The organism is Rhodonellum sp. (assembly GCF_030656585.1).
GTDB lineage: Bacteria > Bacteroidota > Bacteroidia > Cytophagales > Cyclobacteriaceae > Rhodonellum > Rhodonellum psychrophilum.
Genome location: NZ_JAUSPP010000061.1, coordinates 40804 through 59528, shown reverse-complemented (window position 1 = coordinate 59528; position 18725 = coordinate 40804). Strand labels below are relative to the sequence as shown.

The window sequence follows — 18725 nt, the reverse complement described above, 5'->3', positions numbered from 1 at the left end:
TGCTTCATATGCTTCAGTTGATTACAATTTTTGCCTTCATCCTATCGGCAATATCCGTTAATCCCCGAATAGACTGATTTTACAAACTCAACTCCAGAAAGAAATCCAGTTTAAAACGTTTTGAAAGAAATGATCGTATCCCGTGTTCCAATTTTCCATTGGGCAGGATTGTCAAATTTTACCAGCGCCTTGCTTTTTTCTCTCGCCCATACGTTGGGCAATTGCACTCCCCACGATCAATTGCAAGGCATGATACATCATCAATGGCAGTAAAATCACCCCAAAAACAACGGGGTCCGGAAACATCACCCTTCCCATAACCGCTCCTTGGACGAGGGATTTTTTACTCCCACAAAACAAAACCGTGATCCTGTCCGGATCCGAGAACCCAAAAGCTTTGGAAATAACATGCATCAAGCCCAGCATAAACAGAAAAAAGGACAACATCAAAAATCCCAATAGCAGCAATTCCGAAGCAGTCTGGCCTTCAAACATCTTTTCGGCAAAAGATTCAGCAAAAGCGGTAAACACAATCAGAAGGATAATCAATTGATCAAAATTCTTCAAGACAGTGGCATATTTACTTACAACACCGATCAAATACGAATGGAGCAACAATCCCAAAACCACTGGCAAAATCACCTGAAGGCTCAATTTGATAAAGGTATCCATCAACTCAAAAGCCACGGCAGTTTCAGGCAAAAGTAAATCCATCCACAAAGGGGTGATGAAAATGCCGACAATACTCGATATGCTTGCATTGAAGATCGCTGCAGGAAGGTTTCCTCCCGCGATGGACACCATGACCACCGAAGAGGACACGGTGGAAGGCAATGCAGCCAAATAAAACACCCCTAACCAGATGTAAGAGCCTTCATTGCCCCAAATCCAATAAAGAAGAAGGATAACCAAAGGAAAGATTAGAAATGTGGTCGATTGTACCACTGCATGTAGCTTCCAGTTGGAAAGTCCGGCTTTAAGCATTTGTGGACTCAATTTCACGCCATAAAAAAAGAAAATGATGGAAATGCCTGCCCCTGTGATTGTTTTCCAAGGCAAAGCCCCATCGGATGTTCCCCATTCTGGAAAAAAACTGGCCAGAAAGATCACCCCTATCAATAAGAAGAAAAAAGTGTTGAGGCCAACACGCTTAAGCGTTTCTCGAATACTAGGCATTTACAAAATATTTAGCCGGTGATTTTTGGTGAATAAAAGGAGCATGCAACAATTTTTTCCTATTTCCTTCTGAAATTGTCACAGATTACTGCCGTGGCGATGGCCACATTGAGGGATTCTGCATTCCCAAATTTTGGAATGGTAAGTTTTTTGGTCACCAAGGGCACCAATGCGTCCGAAATCCCGTTGGATTCATTTCCCATCAGGATGATTCCAGATGGCGTAAGTTCCGCTTCGTGAATGGATTCCCCTTCCATAAATGCGCCATAAACAGGGAGTTTTGATTTCGGCAGAAAGGTATTTAAGTCAGTATAATAAACATTCACCCTGGTAAAACTGCCCATGCTGGAATGCAAAACTTTTGGATTGTAAAAATCCGCGGACTCCGTGGACAAGGCAATGTTTTGAATTCCATACCAATCGGCGATCCGGATGATCGTTCCCAGATTTCCGGGGTCACGTACATCATCCAATGCCAACATCAAATCATTGGGTCTTATTTCTAAAGGAGCATTGGCTTTGGTCGTGGCAACGGCAAGTGCTACATCGTTGGTTTGAAAAAATCCAACAGACTCCAGCACCTTTTGTGTGACTTCAAACGCCTCCCCATTAAAATCAGAAATCAAGGAAGAATGTTCGTTCCCGAACTTTGAGGTGAATAAAAGATGGGTAACATCAAAATCAGATGCCAACAATTCCATCACATTTTTCTCACCTTCCACAAAAAAAGAGTTTTCTTGTTTCCTGAATTTTTTCTGGTGCAAGGATTTAATAAACTTAAGCGTATTTTTGCTTAACATCCGGTATATAACTTCTCGTGAATAAGGCCAAATATATAAACTTTATACTTCTTCTTTTTTTGATTTCTGCATGTTCTTTGACCAAGGGACTGAGAAATGATCAATTTTTAGTAAACAAAGTTGAAATCAAGGGGATTAAAAAAAGTGATAAAAACGCCCTTGCGAACCTGATCCAACAAAATCCAAATACTAGAATCCCATTGCTCAATACATCCGTGGGTGTTTCTATTTACCGATTTGGCGAGTGGACCTTTGACAGCACCAAGCATGAGAACAAAATGATCAAATTGGAAGCGGAAAAGAAAGTACTCAGTGACTTGGCTCTAAATGAGTCCCTGAGTAACCAGCAGATAAAACGTTTCAACAAGATCAATAGCCAGATTTCATCCATCGAAAAGAAATTGGAATACGGGAATTTTTTCATGCGGACCGGAAATCCAAGAGTCATTTATGACAGTGTCATTACACGAGAGACAGCCAGGCAGATGGATTTTTACCTGTCCAACAATGGTTTTTTTGACAGTGACGTTGATTTTGAGGTAAAAAAAGCAAAAAAATTAGCCAAAGTCACTTACCTCATTACCGAAAATGAGCCTTATATAATCGACTCCTTTTACACGCGTTCAGATGATCCGGAGATATATCGTCTGTTGGAATTGAATGCGTCAAAAGTCCTAATCAAATCAAAATCCAGATATGAACAAACCCAGCTTACACGAGAAAGACAAAGGGTCGAAGATCTCCTCAAAGAAAATGGTTACTATACTTTTTCAAAATCCTACATTGAATTCAATGTCTACAAAGACACTGTCGAAAAATCATTAACCATAGAACAGCTTATCCGAAAACCCAGTTATGAGGGCAATCACAGAGTATATTACTTTGATTCGATCCAGTTTTTCATTGAGTCGCCTACTGATGAATTTTTCGAAAAGGAAAGCAAATTTACCTTTCGGGACATCAAATTCAATATTTACAATGACAAGTACTCGGAAAAAATCATCTCCTCAAGGATTTTCATCAACAAAGGAGACCTTTATAGCAGGTCGGAGGTATTGGAAACCCAAAGACAACTTGCAAATCTAGACCTTTTTCGTTTTGTCAATATCGCCTTCGATACCGTTGGGAACATCCTGCAACCAAAAATATACACCCAACCCAACCAAAAATACCAAATCACCAACCAACTCGGGGCAAGCATTACAGAACAGATACCAGGCCCTTTTTTCAGTCATTCTTTGAGGAATAGGAATCTTTTCCGGGGAGCTGAAATCTTTGAATTCAATTTCCGGGCAGGACTGGAAGGCGTGGTTTCTGCGACCGGAGAAGGCGGAGTTTTTAGAAGTCGGGAGTTGAACACCTCAGCATCCGTTATTTTCCCGAAATTCTTATTTCCCCTGAAAATTACTTCCTTGGAAAAATTTGGCCGATATAACCCCAGAACCAGAGCCTTGGTGGGGTACAATTACGTCAACCGGCAAGAATATACCCGAGAAAGTTTGAATGGAATTCTTGCCTATAATTGGAATACCCGGAATCTTAAAAATCAATTTACTTTCAATTTATTGGATGCGAATTTTATCCGATCCAGTCTCAACAATGATTTTCGAGTTTTACTGGAAAACCTTCAAAATCAAGGAAATAACCTCATCAACTCCTTTTTACCTTCTTATGTCAGCAGCATTTCAGGTCAGGCCATAATCAATTTCAATCAGTACGGGATATTCAACAGGACGAATGCTTCTCTTTTGCGCCTGTTTTTTGAAAGCGGAGGGTCGACCTTGAATTTCGTGAAAAGAGATTTTGTGGACAGAAGGAGCCTGGCTTATTTCCAATTTCTTAAATTTCAGGCGGATTTCAGACGATACATTCCCCTGACCCCAAAACAAACTTTTGCTTATAGACTCAATCTCGGGCTTGCCAAACCTTATGGTGTAAGCGATGGCGTATTGCCTTATGAAAAATATTTCTTTGCGGGAGGAAGCACGGGAATCAGGGCTTGGCAGCCCAGACGCTTGGGTCCTGGTTCTTATACACCAGACCGAAATGAAGACGGCTCTTTCGATTATCGATTTGAGCAGCCGGGAGAAATCCTATTTGAGGGAATGTTCGAATTGAGAAGCAAAATTTATGGCTATTTTGATGGGGTTTTCTTCATTGATGTGGGAAATTCATGGACTTTTGCTCCCGATCCTACCCGGCCTGGAGCAAATTTTGAAATAGACAAATTTTACAAAGATTTAGCCGTGGGCACGGGAATCGGATTGAGAATGGATTTCGATTTCTTGATTCTTCGATTGGACATGGGCGTCAAGGCGGTAGATCCAGCCAGGGTTACCGGAGAACGTTTCATTTTGGGTAATTTTTTCAATCGGTTTTTGGGAGAAAAAGGACAAACTGTCTTCAATGTCGGAATCGGCTATCCTTTTTAATCCTCATTTTTTGGGAATGAAAATTAAAAACAAGAAATTAGCCTTACCAGAGATCAAAACATTCCGAAAAATAAGGTTCTCAATGTTAAAGTAATGACAGTTTCAGTATTCAAACAATCCTTGGCTTCAGACTTCCCTCCTTCAGGAATCTCAAGCCAACTTACATCCTTGTGGTATGATGCCAAGAATGATTGGCAAAAGGCCCATGACTTGGCGGATGGACCTACGGATTTATTGTCTGCAAGGGTACATGCGTATCTCCATCGAAAAGAAGGGGATATTTGGAATGCGGATTATTGGTATCGGCGGGCGGGTGAAAAAAGACCAGATACTAGCCTTGAAGAGGAGTGGGAAATGTTGGTTTCCAGAATTTTAAACAAGGCCTAAAAAAATTTCACTCTAAAAGCCGATATTGGGGATCAATTGTCTGCCAAACTTTCATCGCTTTCTTCCACCTCTCTCAATTCCACTTTGACCGCCTGAGAAAGTGGAATAATGTCGCCACCTGTTTTTACAGCGATATAATATGTAATCTGGGCACCGAAAAGGAAAATCACCACTGAATAATATACCCAAACCAAAAGGACCACAAGAGATCCAGCAGTACCGTATGCACTTGCAAAATCAGTATTGCCCATGTAGAAGCCTATCAGATATTTGCCGGCGGCAAATAGGATCATCGTAACAAAAGCACCCATCCAGGTATCTCGCCACCTTACCTTGGCATCTGGCAAGATCTTATACATCAAAGCGAATATCACCACCAGCAATGCCTGTGCTAGGACCAAATGGATAATAGAAACCAAATACACGGTCACCGATTCCAGAAAATAATCGAAATAGGTAAACAACACAATAATCAGCGCATCCAAAACCAAGGAAACCAGTAAAATAAAACCAATAGAGGCGACCATGGAAAAGCTCAACAACCGATTGATGATAAATTTTAGAATCCCTTTTTCGGGTTTTGCTTTGATGTGCCAAATGTGATTGATGGCATTCTGTAAACTTACAAAGACAGTGGTGGCACTGAAACCCAAAACAAAGATGGCGATGATATTGGAAATCATTCCCCCAGAACTTTGGGTGATATTTTCCATGATGTTTTCCAAGGTGGCAACACTCTCCTCCCCTGCCAATTCGCCGACTTGGGACAATATTTCCTCTTTAATCCTGGATTCTTTGTAAAATGTGCTCCCAATATTAAGGATGATGATCAGGAAAGCCGGCAAACTGAAAATGGTGTAAAAAGCGGTTCCAGCAGAAAAAATCATAGAATCACTTTTGCCGAAATTTTTTACGCTATCAAACAGTATTTGAAAAAAAGTCAGCTCTTTAAATCGTTTAATCATGGAATTCTTTCTAAAATAAAGTCAAAAGAATTATATTATTCTTTCTCTAAATTGGAATCTCACAAATTTAACCACATTTCACAAAAAATATAGACAATTTGAATAAATAACCTTTTGACTTTTGATTCAATCTTTTATGGAATTATTATTTTTTCATTCCAATTCCCACAAATCCTCCATCTTGTATGGGCTTTGCCCCTTCGTGAAAAATGAGCCATCAATGAATCTATGCCTCGTTGAAATTGAATTCAATTTCTCAAAATCTCCTTCATCCAATTGGATTTTAGTGGCTTCCAAGTTCTGTTTGATCCGCTCCTGATTGACGGATTTGGGGATCACGACGATGTCCCGATGTATCGAATATGCGATCAGGATTTGAGCAGCGCTGCAGTGATGTTTCTCTGCCAAAACCCGTATCTTTTTATCTTCCAATAGTATCGGCTCATCAGGTTTTTTTGCCTCAGAAGACCTATCCCCAGAACCCAATGGAGAATATGCTGTTAGGTGAATTCCATTTGATTTGCAAAAATTCACCAGTTTTTCCTGTGGAAGGTAAGGATGCATTTCCACTTGGTTCATCTCTGGTTTTTCGGTGCAGTTTTTCAGGATTTCTCCCAATTTTGTAATATTAAAATTGGAGACTCCGATATTTCTGGCATAGCCGAGTTTTTTGACCTCTTCCATGGCCGCCCACGTTTGAGACAGCGGAACATCACTATAAGTATAAAAATCCTTTCGGATTTCGGCAAACCCCACTCCCGCTTTGAAACTTATTGGCCAATGAATCAGATACAAATCGAGATAATCCAGCTGGAGATCCTTTAACGTTTGTTTCAAAGCCGGTTTCACATCTTCCCTTCTGTGGGCATTGTTCCAAAGTTTAGAGGTGATAAACATTTCCTCTCTTTTCACCAAACCGTCCTCAAATGCTTTATGAAGGGCTTTTCCTACTTCTTTCTCGTTGTTATAAATAGCAGCACAATCTATATGTCTGTATCCTGCTTCAATCGCCCAAAGTACAGCTTGATAAACTTCCCCTGGTTTTGATTTCCAAGTTCCCAATCCCAAAATCGGGATTTGATCGCCATTGCTAAAAGTGATTGTTTTCATATTCAAAATTATTTATGATGTAAAGATATTGTTTGGGATTTCGATTGGAACCTGCACTTCATCCAAGCAAGCTCCGAATATCGTCAATACTCCCTAAGTTTGACCAAATATTTTTTAAAACTGTTCATCACAAAAAGATGCAACCTGGCCTGCGTGTTCAAATAGAGCAACCAAGGCAATCTGGGGACAAATTCATGAATAGCAGAAATGATGTATTTTCCTCCCAAAACCTCCCTGAATTCCAACCAGCCATAATCAAAACGCTTGACCAACCAGCCTCCCGTGATGTAAAACAATTGCCGCTCTACATCACTTCTGTCTGGGATCCATGTCAACTGCAACATGGGTTTGGAGCTGTTTAACAAATAGAATCCAAGGTCGCCATTCTCATTTTCCTTGGCCTTGATCAAAAAGCGAAAGTAAATCGGCAACCAAAGTTTATACCTGTTGGCTACCCAAAGTGAACTTTTTCTTCTGGCATTTGGCAAGCGTTGGATACTCCTAACCGTATTTTTAACGGCAGTGTCTCTTTTAAAGGTTGGAGATTTCGAAACTTTGTTGCTCGGATCCAAAGCCACTGCCACACTTTCCTTATAACTGAGATAATCAATTTCCTTCTCCTCAAATTTCAGTTCCTCCGACACAGTCAGGGTATGCTTGAGACTTTCAACCAAGGGATAAACCAGTTTTGTAGGACTATTTCCAAAGTAACTCACCCAAAGTTTCGAAAAACCAATTGAAAGGAGAGGCACCGAGAAAATCCATCGCTTTTTGCCCATCACTTCTGCCGTTTGAATCAGCATTTCCTTGTAGGTCATCACCTGGGGACTTCCGATTTCAAAGGATTTTCCATAAACATTTTCATTTCCAAGACAGGCATCCATGATGGTAAGCGTATCTTTAAGTGAAATGGGTTGGGTTTTAGAATTGGTCCAGGCTGGACAGACCAAAATGGGGAGTTTTTTGACAAGATTCCTGATCATGTCGAAGGAAGATCCTCCTGGGCCAACAATAATTCCAGCCCGCAATGCGGTAAGTGCGGGTTTTCTATTGCCCAAAGTTTTTTCAACTTCCAATCGACTTCTCAAATGGACGGACATGTTTTCTTCCAAAACCTCTTTGGGAAGGATACCTCCCATATACAGGATTTGTTTGATGCCATTGCTTTCGGCAGCCCGGGCAAAATTGTCCGCCAACAAAAGATCCGTATCTTCAAAATTCCCTTGGTTCAACCGGGTGGAAGCGCTCATGGAGTGAATGAGATAGATCGCAAAATCAACCCCCTCCAATGCTTTGGTGGTCGAAGTGATCGAATAGAGTTCGACTTGCCTCCATTCCACATCTGGGTCCGGGTTGACATCGACTTCTCTTCTGCTTAGGGCTACTATGTGGTACTTGTCCTTAAATTGGTCAATAAACCATTTTCCGATATATCCACCTGCACCTGCTATTGCGACTGACTTTTTCAATTAATGTGGGTTTTGTAAACTGTATAAACAAGCTTCTGCGGCCTTTCTTCCGGAGGTCATCGCCGCATTGATGGAGCCATTCAGCAAGTAATCTCCCGCCAAAAACACGCCGTCCATTATTTTGGTATTGCTGAAGGGAATACTATTCTGGAGGTCATCCAGATCCGGCAGCGCTTCTTGGATTTCATAGGTTTTTATCCATTTGAAATGTTCCGACTTGATTCCTGTTAAGGCTTCCATTTCAATTGCTATTTTTTTGGCTAGGGAATCATCGACACCCACATTTTTGATGACCGAGACGGAAAGCAACGCTTTTCCTTCCTTGGAATAGGCAGGGCTCACATCGGTCATGAAAACCAAATTATTGCTCAAAAAGCTTTCATCCGGCACAAGGGCAATCATTGGAGAAATCATAAATGATTTTTCCAGTGAGAAATAAAGGTTGATAACTTTCCTGTCTGGCTTGAATTGCCCGGACAACTGTGGCAGCAACAAATCGGGTCTAGTGGCAATGATGATTTTGTCAGCCAATATCCTTTCCCCTGATTTCAATATGATCTGATTTCCTTCTATTTTTTCGACAGGGGTATTCAGCTTGATCGTGGTTTTTTGCAGTTTTTGGGACAATTGGTTCGGAATGGCCTGCATTCCCAACTCAGGGACTGCTGCATTGCCGATACCGAACATCTTGAAAACAAACTTGAACATCCTTGATGATGTCTCTAGATTTTCTTCCAAAAAAATACCTTTGAAAAATGGCTTGAAGAAATTTTCTATGATTTTTTCTGAAAAACCATATTGTTGAAGAAACTTCAAGGTGCTCATGGAAGGTTCAGCAAAAATCTCTTCCTCGCTTTTCTTCTTGAGGGATTGGGTCAATAGGAAAATCTTGATTTTGTCTTTCAAGGTTCCAACGGGAGAAAATGCCATGTTGATGACCTTTGAAGGCTGCCGCAAGGGGTCATGAATGGTGAATAGATTTCCGGGTTTCATCACCACCGCTCCCGGATCAAAGGTTTTGAGGTGTAATTCCTGATAATCCAAATAGCGAATGGCTTCAGGATAAGCCGTCAAAAGCACTTGAAAACCCCTGTCCAAAAGAAATCCATTCACGTCATCCGTTCTCACCCTACCCCCAACGCCATCAGAAGCCTCCAGTATTACAGGAGAAATTCCCGCTCTTTCCAATTCATATGCGGCGATCAGTCCCGAAATCCCTGCACCAACAATATAAACCTTTGTTTCACTCATGATGTAGTTTGTTTATTTAAAAGACCAATATCCAATGAAATTGTTTAAAGATTCAATTTAACTTTTTCTATGGTACCAATTAAGGATTTTATTGCCTAATCCTGTAATTTACTTTTTGATGACGCAAAGAAATTTGTAATTTAAACCCGATCAAACCCATTTCTCCATGAGATTCTCCTTCCGGCTACTTCTTATTTCTTTTCTGATTTCGCTTTCTCCTGATTTGCAGGGACAACAAACTTCCTACTTCCCTCCAATGGGCTCTTGGGAAGAAAAAAGACCGGCAGAACTGAAAGTCAGTGCTTCCAAAATCAATGAAGCCGTCCAATTTGCCATCGACAACGAAAGTGAGGCGGACAAAAACCTGAAATTGGCCCATTACCAAAGCGCATTTGGAAGAGAGCCCCTTGGATTTCCTGTGGGTCCCATGAAAGACAGGGGATCAGCTGCCGGGCTGATCATTTACAAAGGCTATATCATTGGAAAATGGGGAGACACAGAGAGAGTCGATTTGACTTTCAGCGTGGCAAAAAGCATTTTGTCCACCACCGTTGGTTTGGCTGTGGAAAAAGGATTGATCCATAGTGAAAAGGATTTGGTCCATCCCTACATTGGACCAATCATTCCTTACGATCCAAACAAAGCCCTGATGAATAAATCAGATCATTTGATGGAAGAGGATGTGTTTGACCTTTTCGCCACTCCCCACAACAAAAAAATCACATGGGAGCATCTCTTGCGTCAAACTTCAGACTGGGAAGGAACACTTTGGGGGAAACCTGATTGGGCGGATAGACCGCAGGGGAACTCGGAAGAGTGGCTTACCCGGGAAAGGAATGAACCTGGAACGGTCTACAAATACAACGATACCAGAGTCAATGTCCTTGCATTGGCAATCATGAATGTCTGGAGAAAACCCTTGCCCGTGGTCTTGAGAGAAAATGTCATGGATAAAATCGGTGCAAGTCCCACATGGAGATGGACTGGTTATGAAAATTCATTTGTTATCCTGGATGGGCAGATCATGCAATCTGTCAGTGGTGGTTCCCACTGGGGTGGTGGGCTTTTTATCAGTGCCATGGATCAAGCCCGATTTGGGTACATGACCTTGCGCAAAGGCAATTGGAACGGCGTACAAGTCATTTCTCCACAATGGATCGAAAAATCAAGAGTACCCAGTCCAGTGCAACCCAACTATGGATTCATGAATTATTTCCTAAACACAGACAAGAAGGAAATCCCTGCTGCTCCTGAAAAAGCATTTTTCCACCTCGGTGCGGGAACGAATATGGTGTATGTAGATGAGGAAAACGATCTTGTGGTCGTCACCAGATGGATCAAAAATGATAAAAAAGCAGATTTGATCAAGTTGATATTAGAAAGCCTTCCCAAATAATCAATGAAGGCAAAAAAAGTGAATTCTAACAGATACCTCTCATGACAAAAAGCTTTATCGTAATTGGATTACGAATTAAAGCTTCGTGTCATATAAGGCTTGCTGTCAGGTATTGAAATTACTATTCCTGATCTTTGATTACGTTTGTCCTTGTTCCAAATTTGGATTCGCTCTTTGGCTTTTCCTGTTGTTTTGGTTCTGGAATGGTCTCTGAATTCGCCCTTGTTTTAAAGGTCCTTTCTTCTGATTTCACCTCTTTGGCTTTTTCAATGGCTGGAGTTTGCTGGGCAATTTCCACATTGGCTCTCGGCCTTTGGGTTCTTTCCTCTGTGCCTTCTCTTTTTTCCTCTGACCTTGGGCTTCTTTCTTCTGTCCTTGGGCTTCTCGTTTCCTGTCTTTGGGGTCTTTCTCCTGAACTTGTTGTTCTTTCACCGAATTTTGAACCGCCGGATTTACTCGGGAATTTCTTTTTGGCACCTGATTTTGGCTTGTCAAAACCTCCTTTTGGTTTCCCCCCTCCTGCCGAATAAGTTGGCCCTTCTTCGAATCCCTTTGGCAAAGGCAGTTTTGTAACTTCCATGCCAATCAGGTTTTCAATGCTCGAAAACTTGAACTGGTCTTTTTCATTGATAAAGGTAATCGCTTCCCCTTTGCTATCCGCTCTGGCTGTACGACCGACTCTGTGCACATAATCCTCAGGGTCATTTGGGGTGTCAAAATTGATAACCAATTCAATTCCTACCACATCGATTCCTCTGGATATAATATCTGTTCCCACAAGAATTTTCAGGGTTCTGTTCTTAAACCTTGACATGATTTTTTCACGTTCAACTTGCTCTAAATCAGAGTGAAATGCTTCTACTTCAAAATCCTTTTTCAAGATTTTGAACAGGCTTTTCACCTTGTCTTTAGTGGAACAGAAAATAATGACCGCTTCATAATCTCTCTGTTTGAGGATATGCTTTACCAATTCTTCTTTTTGGGTATTGTAAACCACATAAGCAGACTGGGTAACTCCTGCCGCGGTCTTTCCAAGTTCTATGCTGATTTCTTCCGGATCTTGGAGGATTTGTTTTGCAAACTGCCTGATTTTGGAAGGCATGGTTGCTGAAAAAAGTATGGTCTGCCTGTTCTTGGGAAGATAATTCACAATCTTGAGAATATCTTCAGAAAATCCCATGTCCATCATCCTGTCGGCTTCGTCCAATATCAAATGTTCAAGACTGTCCAGCTTGATCTTTCCTCCTGCCAACAAAGCGATAAGCCTACCAGGAGTCGCTACGACTATTTCGGCCCCTTCTTCAAGTGCCTTTTTTTGCTGCTCCCAGACGATTCCGTCTCCACCACCATATATGGAAATGGCAGATATTCCGAGGAAATAGGCAAATCCCTGTATCTGTTGATCTATTTGTATGGCAAGTTCTCTGGTGGGTGCCAGAACAAGTGTATTGAGATTTGGTGCACCACTTTTGGCTATTTTGTTCAAAACAGGCAAAATAAAAGCGGCTGTTTTTCCCGTTCCTGTCTGTGCACATGCGATAAGGTCTTTGCCTCCCATGATGACTGGGATCGCCAATTCCTGGATTGGAGTGGGTTTTTCAAAACCCATTGCATCCAGACCTTCCTTCAGTGCGGATTCAAAATTAAAACTATTGAAATTCAATGTAATTGTTGTTTAAGTGTAAGAATAAGCCCAAACAATCAAAAGAAATTGCAGGGGTAATCGTAATAATAATGCCCACTTGGGAATTCCTTTGGCCCCCCTCTGGTACATGTAGAGATTTGCGGGAAAAACAGCCAAAAGAAGCAAAATGATTCCAAAGGCCGAGATTGACCGCGTATTCTCAAATAACAACCCAATCCCAAAAAGAATTTCAAAAGCACCGGAAAGTGCATTGAGCAATTTGGGATAAGGAAGATAAGGCGGGATAATTCTCAGATACATTCGTGGCCTAACAAAGTGCATTATTCCAGCAAAGATGTAAATCCCGCTCATTAAATAAAGAAAAATTAGGTACATCAGTAAATTATGGAGAAATTAAGCATCAATCATTATATTTATAAATGTATGACTTAGGGGCCATATTACAAAACATTCCCTTTCTTACCTTAAGTTTATCAATTGGTTTCAAGTTAAATTTGTATTCATCAACAACAAGAAAATGAAAATACGGTATGCATTTGCCTTCTTTTTTTTAATCAGCCAGGGATTGGTTGCACAACAATTCAGTATAAAAGGATCTTTGAAGAATGGCTTGACCAGCGAAATGATCCAAGGAGCTGCAATTACCCTGAAGGGAACAGCTTTCTCAGCAGTATCCAAATCCAACGGAGAATTTGCGATCGAAAAGGTAAAAATGGAGAAATTTGTCCTCAACATCAATGCGGAAGGATTCCAGTCTTATCAAGCCCAAATCAACGTAAAAGAAGATTTGTCCTTAGGGACCATCACATTGTTTCCAATGGGCTATGAAGCACCATCCGGAGCCCTCCAAAAAACCATTCGGGCCACCAATGTGGCAGAATTGTTTATCAATAGACCCAATTTTCTGGGCGGAAACGCCGTTTATGGCATTCCTTCAGAACCAAAAAAATTAATTGGTGATTTCTATTTGGATCCCAATTGGAGCAAAGCTTCCATTCTTTTGTATGACAAGATGGAGGTCATGGAGGGCTTTTTTGTACGGTACAACATCAACTCCAACATGTTTGAAATCAGGGCGGCAGATTCTGATCAGGTGAGGATTATCCCAGGTCTAAAGATCCGGAATATTGTATGGATCGATGCCCATCATAAAATCCCCCGTTATTTTGTAAACGGAATGGACCTGAAAGAAGATGGAACTCCCATCTCCGGGTTTTTTGAGGTCTTGGTCGATGGAGAAATGCCTTTGGTAAGACGCACAAAGGCAATCATCAAAGAATCCAACTATAACACCGCATTGATGATCGGCGAAAAGGACGATCAAATTTTAAAAAGAGACACCTATTATTATATACAGGGAAAAAACCTCATCGAAATCCCCAAAAACAAAAAAAATCTCATGCCTGTTTTTGGAGAAAAGGCATCGGAAATGACAGCCTTCGCTTCGCAAAATAAAGTCAACCTTAAGGAAACATCAAGTCTTTTTGTGCTTTTCACGAAGTACAACAGCCTTTTTGAAGGCTTTGAACCCCTGATGCCCAAACCCACCGAAAACCAATAATATGAGAAAATTAATACTGCTCATCACCTTGACCCTAAGCGGAACCCTTGCTATGGGCCAGACCACCCAGAAACCTCCCCTACATGGAAAACACTGGATGGCCATCACTGGAAAACCACTTGCTGCCACTGCCGGGTCCATGATCTTCAACAAAGGCGGGAATGCCGTTGATGCTGCCTGTGGCATCCTTGCCGCCAATTGCACCATGTGGGATGTCTTGAGTTGGGGTGGTGAAACCCAAGCCCTTATTTACAATCCAAAAACCAAAAAAGTCATCGCCATCAATGCCATGGGCGTGGCGCCAACCGGTGCAACCCCTGAATTTTTCAAGGAAAAAGACATGGCCTATCCCCCGGAATTTGGGCCATTGGCCGCCACCACTCCGGGAACCCCAGGAGGATTGATGACCATGTTGGCAGAATATGGAACGCTCAGTTTGGCTGAAGTCTTGGCTCCAGCCATGGAAATGGCCAAAGGATATCCCATCGAGGCACAAACGGCCACTATCATTGAAAATCAAAAACACCACATCAAAGAATGGCCTTACTCCAAAAAAGTGTTTTTGCCGCACCTGGGAGAAGAAAGAGAAGCTCCATACCCGGGTGAAGTATTCGTACAGGCAGACCTTTTTCAAACCTTGAAGAAACTGGTAGATGCCGAGAAAGAAGCATTGACCCAAGGAAAAAACCGAAAGGAAGCCATTTATGCCGCCTACGCCCGTTTTTATACAGGAGATATCGCTGAAGAAATCGTGCGTGGAACCCGGGAACAAGGAGGACTATTTACGATGGAAGATCTCGCAAAATGGAAGGTGAAAATAGAAGAACCCCTTCAGGTCAATTACCGAGGAATTGATGTGTATAAGCTTCAAGAGTGGACGCAGGGTCCCGCCATGCTTCAATCCCTAAACATATTGGAAAATTTTGACTTGAAGTCAATGGGTTACAATTCGGCCAATTATATCCATACCGTTTACCAAGCGATGAATTTGGCTTTTGCGGATAGGGATTTTTATTATGGAGATCCGGCTTTTGAACCCAAAAGTCCGATGAAAGGCCTATTGTCCAAAGAATATGCAAGAGAAAGGGCAAAACTGATCAAACCCATCAATGATCCCGAAATAGGCCCAGGTGACCCCTACCCTTTTCAGGGAGAAAAAAACCCATTTCTGCACCTGCTTGAAAAGCAAAATGAAGCTATTGCCTACAACAATCACGGCACTGCGATCCTTGGTCCAGACGATCCCTTTTTGGAGAGTTTCTTGGCAGGCACCACTTCCATCCAAACTGCCGATGCAGAAGGATGGGTAGTTTCCGTGACCCCATCAGGTGGCTGGGTTCCCGCCACCATCGCCGGAAATACCGGTGTTGGATTGAGCCAAAGAATGCAAAGTTTCGTTTTGGATGAGAAATTGAATCCCTTCAATGTATTGGAGCCAGGAAAAAGACCTCGGGTCACCTTAACGCCGAGCATGGCTTTAAAGGATGGAAAACCTTATTTCTCCTTCGCTGTGCAGGCAGGAGACACCCAGGATCAAAATCTTTTGCAAATGTTTCTCAACGTGGTTGAATTCGACATGACCGTGCAAGAGGCGGCCGAAGCGGCGAATTTCAACAGTTACCAGATGCAATCCTCATTTGGAGCACACGAAAGCAAGCCTGGGGCGATTACGCTCAACACCCAAATCCCTTCCTGGACCAGAGGTGATTTGAAAAAAAGGGGCTACAAAATGGACTTTTTGGAGAAGACTTCAGGTCCTTTGAATGCCATTTGGTTCGACTGGAAACATGGTACTTTCTGGGGTGGTTCGAGCAATCATGGGGAAGATTATGGTATCGCTTGGTGATTTAATTTCAAATCCAACCTTGATCAAAAGCATTTCCAGAAGATTTCTGGGAATGCTTTTTTTATGCCGCTTGAAAAAAACTTGGATTTCTTTCAATTTTAACCCGTTTTATGCATTGCGAACTCAATTCAATATTACAAACAACTGATAATCATTCAGTTATTTATTATTTTCAACTTCACCCTATTGGTATCGGGATTTATGCTCCCAATATTCTGATTTTCTTTCAGCTTCAATCCCATTTGAAAACCTATTGCATATTACGGGTTTAAGCCCTTGCCTTTCAGTTTTTAAGAAGGGCTAAGCGTTGTGATGTCCTTAATTTTTCTTCCAACTTCTAGTCAGAAAACCTATATTTGCAGCTTTGAAAATTAAAGCGACGCACATGAATAATTTTATCGAAGAATTGAGATGGAGGGGAATGCTCCAGGATATGTCACCGGATATCGAAGAACACTTGAATAAAGGTATGTCTTCGGCCTATCTTGGATTCGATCCAACCGCCGATTCTTTGCATATTGGTCATTTGGTGGGCGTGATGACCCTCCTGCATTTTCAGAGAGCTGGGCACAAACCCTTTGCCCTGGTCGGTGGGGCAACAGGAATGATCGGTGATCCAAGTTTCAAATCAGATGAAAGGAATTTATTGGACAAGGCTACCTTGGACCACAATGTAGCCTGCATTAAAGGTCAGTTGGGGAAATTCCTCGATTTCGAAACCGAATCGAAAAACAAAGCCGCATTGGTCAACAACTATGACTGGATGTCGCAGTTTTCGTTCTTGGAATTCATCAGGGACGTGGGCAAACACATCACGGTCAATTACATGATGGCCAAAGATTCGGTCAAAAGAAGACTGGAAGATGGAAATGGTCTTTCCTTCACCGAATTCTCCTACCAGTTGATCCAAGGGTATGATTTTTTCCATCTTTGGAAAAACATGAACGTCAGCATACAATTGGGCGGATCTGACCAATGGGGAAATATCCTGACAGGAACCGAATTGATTCGGAAAATGGGACGGGGAAATGCGTATGCATTGACGGTACCTTTGATTACCAAAGCAGATGGAACCAAATTTGGGAAGACAGAAAGCGGTTCGGTTTGGTTGGATTCAGAAAAGACTTCTCCCTATGCATTCTACCAATTCTGGTTGAATGTGTCCGATGAGGATGCTTCCAAATATATTCGGATTTTCACCACGCTGGATCAGGAAACCGTAGAAAATCTGGAAAAAGAGCATCTTCAAGCGCCCCACTTGAGGATTTTGCAAAAAGAAATCGCCAAGGCCGTGACCACGATGGTCCACAGCGAAAAAGAATACCTCATGGCCATCAAAGCCTCTGAAATCCTTTTTGGGAAATCTTCCACGGAAGACTTGGCCGAACTGGATGAGCGAACATTCTTGCAGGTGTTTGAAGGCGTTCCTTTGGTGGAGATTGATATGGAAGAATTTGAGTCTATTGAAAATGTTCTGGAACTCTTGAGCGAAAAATCAAAAGGCTTGATTTTCCCTTCCAAGGGAGAAGGAAGGAAAATGATTTTAGGTGGTGGAGTCAGCATCAACAAGCAAAAAATCACTGATCCAAATGCTCCCTTGACTTTTGAATTGCTTCAGCATCAATACCTTTTGGTTCAAAAAGGTAAAAAGCACTACTTTATCATTCAAATAAAAAAATAGGTTGTAGAATTTCTATTCAAACCCATTTCACCTTGGCAAGCACGGAATTTTAAAAAAAATTCCGTGCTTGCCTTTTTTGCAAAAGGCAAATCAGAAAATTGACAAAATGAAAGCTTAATATTTTCAGTCTAGAAATCAGTAGTTTGGTCCAAATATAATCCTCACATTGAATTTTCTGACCAAGATTTAATATATTTGAATAACATTCGAATCCAATTGAACCATGGGAGCACAAGAAAGGCAACAAAAGGAAAAAGTCATTTTAGAATCGGCCATCAAACTGTTTATTTCAAAGGGGTTTCATCAAACCAAAATGGATGAGGTGGCGAAGGGCGCAAAGATATCCAAGGGACTGACCTATTTTTATTTCAAAAACAAAGAAGATCTTTACATGGCTGTCACCAAATTGGCTTTTGAAAACCTCAAAGGCATTTTTAAAGAGGTAAACAAAGTAAAGGGAAGATCGGGGATGGAAATGATCAATGAACTCGTTTTGAAGTACATTGATTTTACCCAAGAAAACAAAATGTACTATGCTTGTATTTTGAATTTTATGGGCATCATGAATCTCTATAATGACGAAAGTTTAAGGAGTAATATCGATCCCCTTATATTAGAAAGTGTCCATTTCCAAAAACTCTTGGAAATCCACCATGATTCTGGGAAAATAGGGATACAAATTGTTTCTCAAGGAATCAAAGATGGCAGCATCCGTCCAGAATTGCAGCCAGACATCACTTTTTACACGCTTTGGAGCATGATGATCGGATACGAAAGATTGATAGGCCCCGTGACTTATGAGGGAAAAGAAATCAAGATCAATATCGACAACTGGAAACCAGGCTTTATCAAATTGATGCAAGATATGCTCAAAGGGACCATTCAAGCCCAAAGGCCACAAATCGTACAAGGAAGTTTATTTTAACACTTGGATTTTTGAGATAGACTTTCGGAGTTCAGCTGTAGGGAATTTGAATTTGAAAATCCAACCAAATTTCTGGAATTC

General features: G+C 41.5%; 14 protein-coding genes. 7 read left to right on the top strand and 7 right to left on the bottom strand.

Features of this window, described 5'->3' with window-relative positions:
- Positions 1-171: 171 nt before the first annotated feature.
- Together Q7J63_RS15120 and Q7J63_RS15115 are read right to left on the bottom strand one after the other, a co-directional pair.
- On the bottom strand, positions 172-1176 hold the full coding sequence (locus Q7J63_RS15120; RefSeq protein WP_019600039.1) for a bile acid:sodium symporter family protein: 1005 nt from the start codon (positions 1174-1176) through the stop codon (positions 172-174).
- 59 nt (positions 1177-1235) lie between these two features.
- Entirely contained in the window at positions 1236-1976 is a 741-nt protein-coding gene (locus tag Q7J63_RS15115) for an RNA methyltransferase (RefSeq protein ID WP_304887319.1), read from the bottom strand.
- Positions 1977-1993: 17 nt separating this feature from the next.
- Here Q7J63_RS15115 and Q7J63_RS15110 point away from each other — a divergent pair, with 17 nt between their 5' ends.
- Positions 1994-4408 (top strand): BamA/TamA family outer membrane protein, encoded by a 2415-nt coding sequence (locus Q7J63_RS15110; protein WP_304887317.1) that lies wholly within the window; start codon positions 1994-1996, stop codon positions 4406-4408.
- 93 nt (positions 4409-4501) lie between these two features.
- Positions 4502-4795 (top strand): hypothetical protein, encoded by a 294-nt coding sequence (locus Q7J63_RS15105; RefSeq protein WP_019600042.1) that lies wholly within the window; start codon positions 4502-4504, stop codon positions 4793-4795.
- Positions 4796-4827: 32 nt separating this feature from the next.
- On the opposite strand, the gene Q7J63_RS15100 is transcribed toward Q7J63_RS15105, so the two are convergent.
- The 4 genes from Q7J63_RS15100 to Q7J63_RS15085 all read right to left on the bottom strand — a co-directional run bounded on the left by Q7J63_RS15100 (position 4828) and on the right by Q7J63_RS15085 (position 9590).
- Entirely contained in the window at positions 4828-5760 is a 933-nt protein-coding gene (locus tag Q7J63_RS15100) for a YihY/virulence factor BrkB family protein (RefSeq protein ID WP_304887314.1), read from the bottom strand.
- Positions 5761-5913: 153 nt separating this feature from the next.
- The gene (locus Q7J63_RS15095) at positions 5914-6870 is read right to left on the bottom strand and encodes an aldo/keto reductase (protein ID WP_304887312.1); all 957 of its coding nucleotides are present in this window, start codon (positions 6868-6870) and stop codon (positions 5914-5916) included.
- Between the two features lie 83 nt (positions 6871-6953).
- Positions 6954-8339 carry an NAD(P)H-binding protein gene (locus Q7J63_RS15090; RefSeq protein ID WP_304887311.1) on the bottom strand — a complete coding sequence of 462 codons (1386 nt, stop codon included), beginning with the start codon at positions 8337-8339 and terminating at the stop codon, positions 6954-6956.
- The gene (locus Q7J63_RS15085) at positions 8340-9590 is read right to left on the bottom strand and encodes an NAD(P)/FAD-dependent oxidoreductase (RefSeq protein ID WP_304887310.1); all 1251 of its coding nucleotides are present in this window, start codon (positions 9588-9590) and stop codon (positions 8340-8342) included.
- Positions 9591-9756: 166 nt separating this feature from the next.
- On the opposite strand from Q7J63_RS15085, the gene Q7J63_RS15080 reads away from it, so the two are divergent.
- A complete protein-coding gene (locus Q7J63_RS15080) occupies positions 9757-10986 on the top strand; it encodes a serine hydrolase (protein ID WP_304887309.1) in 1230 nt (409 codons plus the stop codon).
- A 121-nt stretch (positions 10987-11107) separates the two neighbouring features.
- Here Q7J63_RS15080 and Q7J63_RS15075 read toward each other — a convergent pair whose 3' ends face one another.
- Positions 11108-12649 (bottom strand): DEAD/DEAH box helicase, encoded by a 1542-nt coding sequence (locus Q7J63_RS15075; protein ID WP_304887307.1) that lies wholly within the window; start codon positions 12647-12649, stop codon positions 11108-11110.
- Positions 12650-13148: 499 nt separating this feature from the next.
- On the opposite strand from Q7J63_RS15075, the gene Q7J63_RS15065 reads away from it, so the two are divergent.
- From Q7J63_RS15065 to Q7J63_RS15050, 4 genes are all read left to right on the top strand, one after another.
- Positions 13149-14192 (top strand): carboxypeptidase-like regulatory domain-containing protein, encoded by a 1044-nt coding sequence (locus Q7J63_RS15065; RefSeq protein WP_304887304.1) that lies wholly within the window; start codon positions 13149-13151, stop codon positions 14190-14192.
- 1 nt (position 14193) lies between these two features.
- Entirely contained in the window at positions 14194-16038 is a 1845-nt protein-coding gene (locus tag Q7J63_RS15060; protein ID WP_304887302.1) for a gamma-glutamyltransferase family protein, read from the top strand.
- 385 nt (positions 16039-16423) lie between these two features.
- Positions 16424-17719 (top strand): tyrosine--tRNA ligase, encoded by a 1296-nt coding sequence (gene tyrS / locus Q7J63_RS15055; protein ID WP_304887300.1) that lies wholly within the window; start codon positions 16424-16426, stop codon positions 17717-17719.
- A gap of 223 nt (positions 17720-17942) precedes the next feature.
- Complete coding sequence (locus tag Q7J63_RS15050) at positions 17943-18644, top strand: TetR/AcrR family transcriptional regulator (RefSeq protein ID WP_019600056.1); 702 nt, start codon at positions 17943-17945, stop codon at positions 18642-18644.
- Positions 18645-18725: the final 81 nt, after the last annotated feature.

Excerpts from the sequence above, each read along its gene's own strand:
- Q7J63_RS15120 (WP_019600039.1), bottom strand. The coding sequence starts at position 1,176 with ATGCCTAGTATTCGAGAAACGCTTAAGCGTGTTGGCCTCAACACTTTT.
- Q7J63_RS15115 (WP_304887319.1), bottom strand. The coding sequence starts at position 1,976 with ATGTTAAGCAAAAATACGCTTAAGTTTATTAAATCCTTGCACCAGAAA.
- Q7J63_RS15105 (WP_019600042.1), top strand. The coding sequence starts at position 4,502 with ATGACAGTTTCAGTATTCAAACAATCCTTGGCTTCAGACTTCCCTCCT.
- Q7J63_RS15100 (WP_304887314.1), bottom strand. The coding sequence starts at position 5,760 with ATGATTAAACGATTTAAAGAGCTGACTTTTTTTCAAATACTGTTTGAT.
- Q7J63_RS15095 (WP_304887312.1), bottom strand. The coding sequence starts at position 6,870 with ATGAAAACAATCACTTTTAGCAATGGCGATCAAATCCCGATTTTGGGA.
- Q7J63_RS15085 (WP_304887310.1), bottom strand. The coding sequence starts at position 9,590 with ATGAGTGAAACAAAGGTTTATATTGTTGGTGCAGGGATTTCGGGACTG.
- Q7J63_RS15080 (WP_304887309.1), top strand. The coding sequence starts at position 9,757 with ATGAGATTCTCCTTCCGGCTACTTCTTATTTCTTTTCTGATTTCGCTT.
- Q7J63_RS15065 (WP_304887304.1), top strand. The coding sequence starts at position 13,149 with ATGAAAATACGGTATGCATTTGCCTTCTTTTTTTTAATCAGCCAGGGA.
- Q7J63_RS15060 (WP_304887302.1), top strand. The coding sequence starts at position 14,194 with ATGAGAAAATTAATACTGCTCATCACCTTGACCCTAAGCGGAACCCTT.
- tyrS (WP_304887300.1), top strand. The coding sequence starts at position 16,424 with ATGAATAATTTTATCGAAGAATTGAGATGGAGGGGAATGCTCCAGGAT.
- Q7J63_RS15050 (WP_019600056.1), top strand. The coding sequence starts at position 17,943 with ATGGGAGCACAAGAAAGGCAACAAAAGGAAAAAGTCATTTTAGAATCG.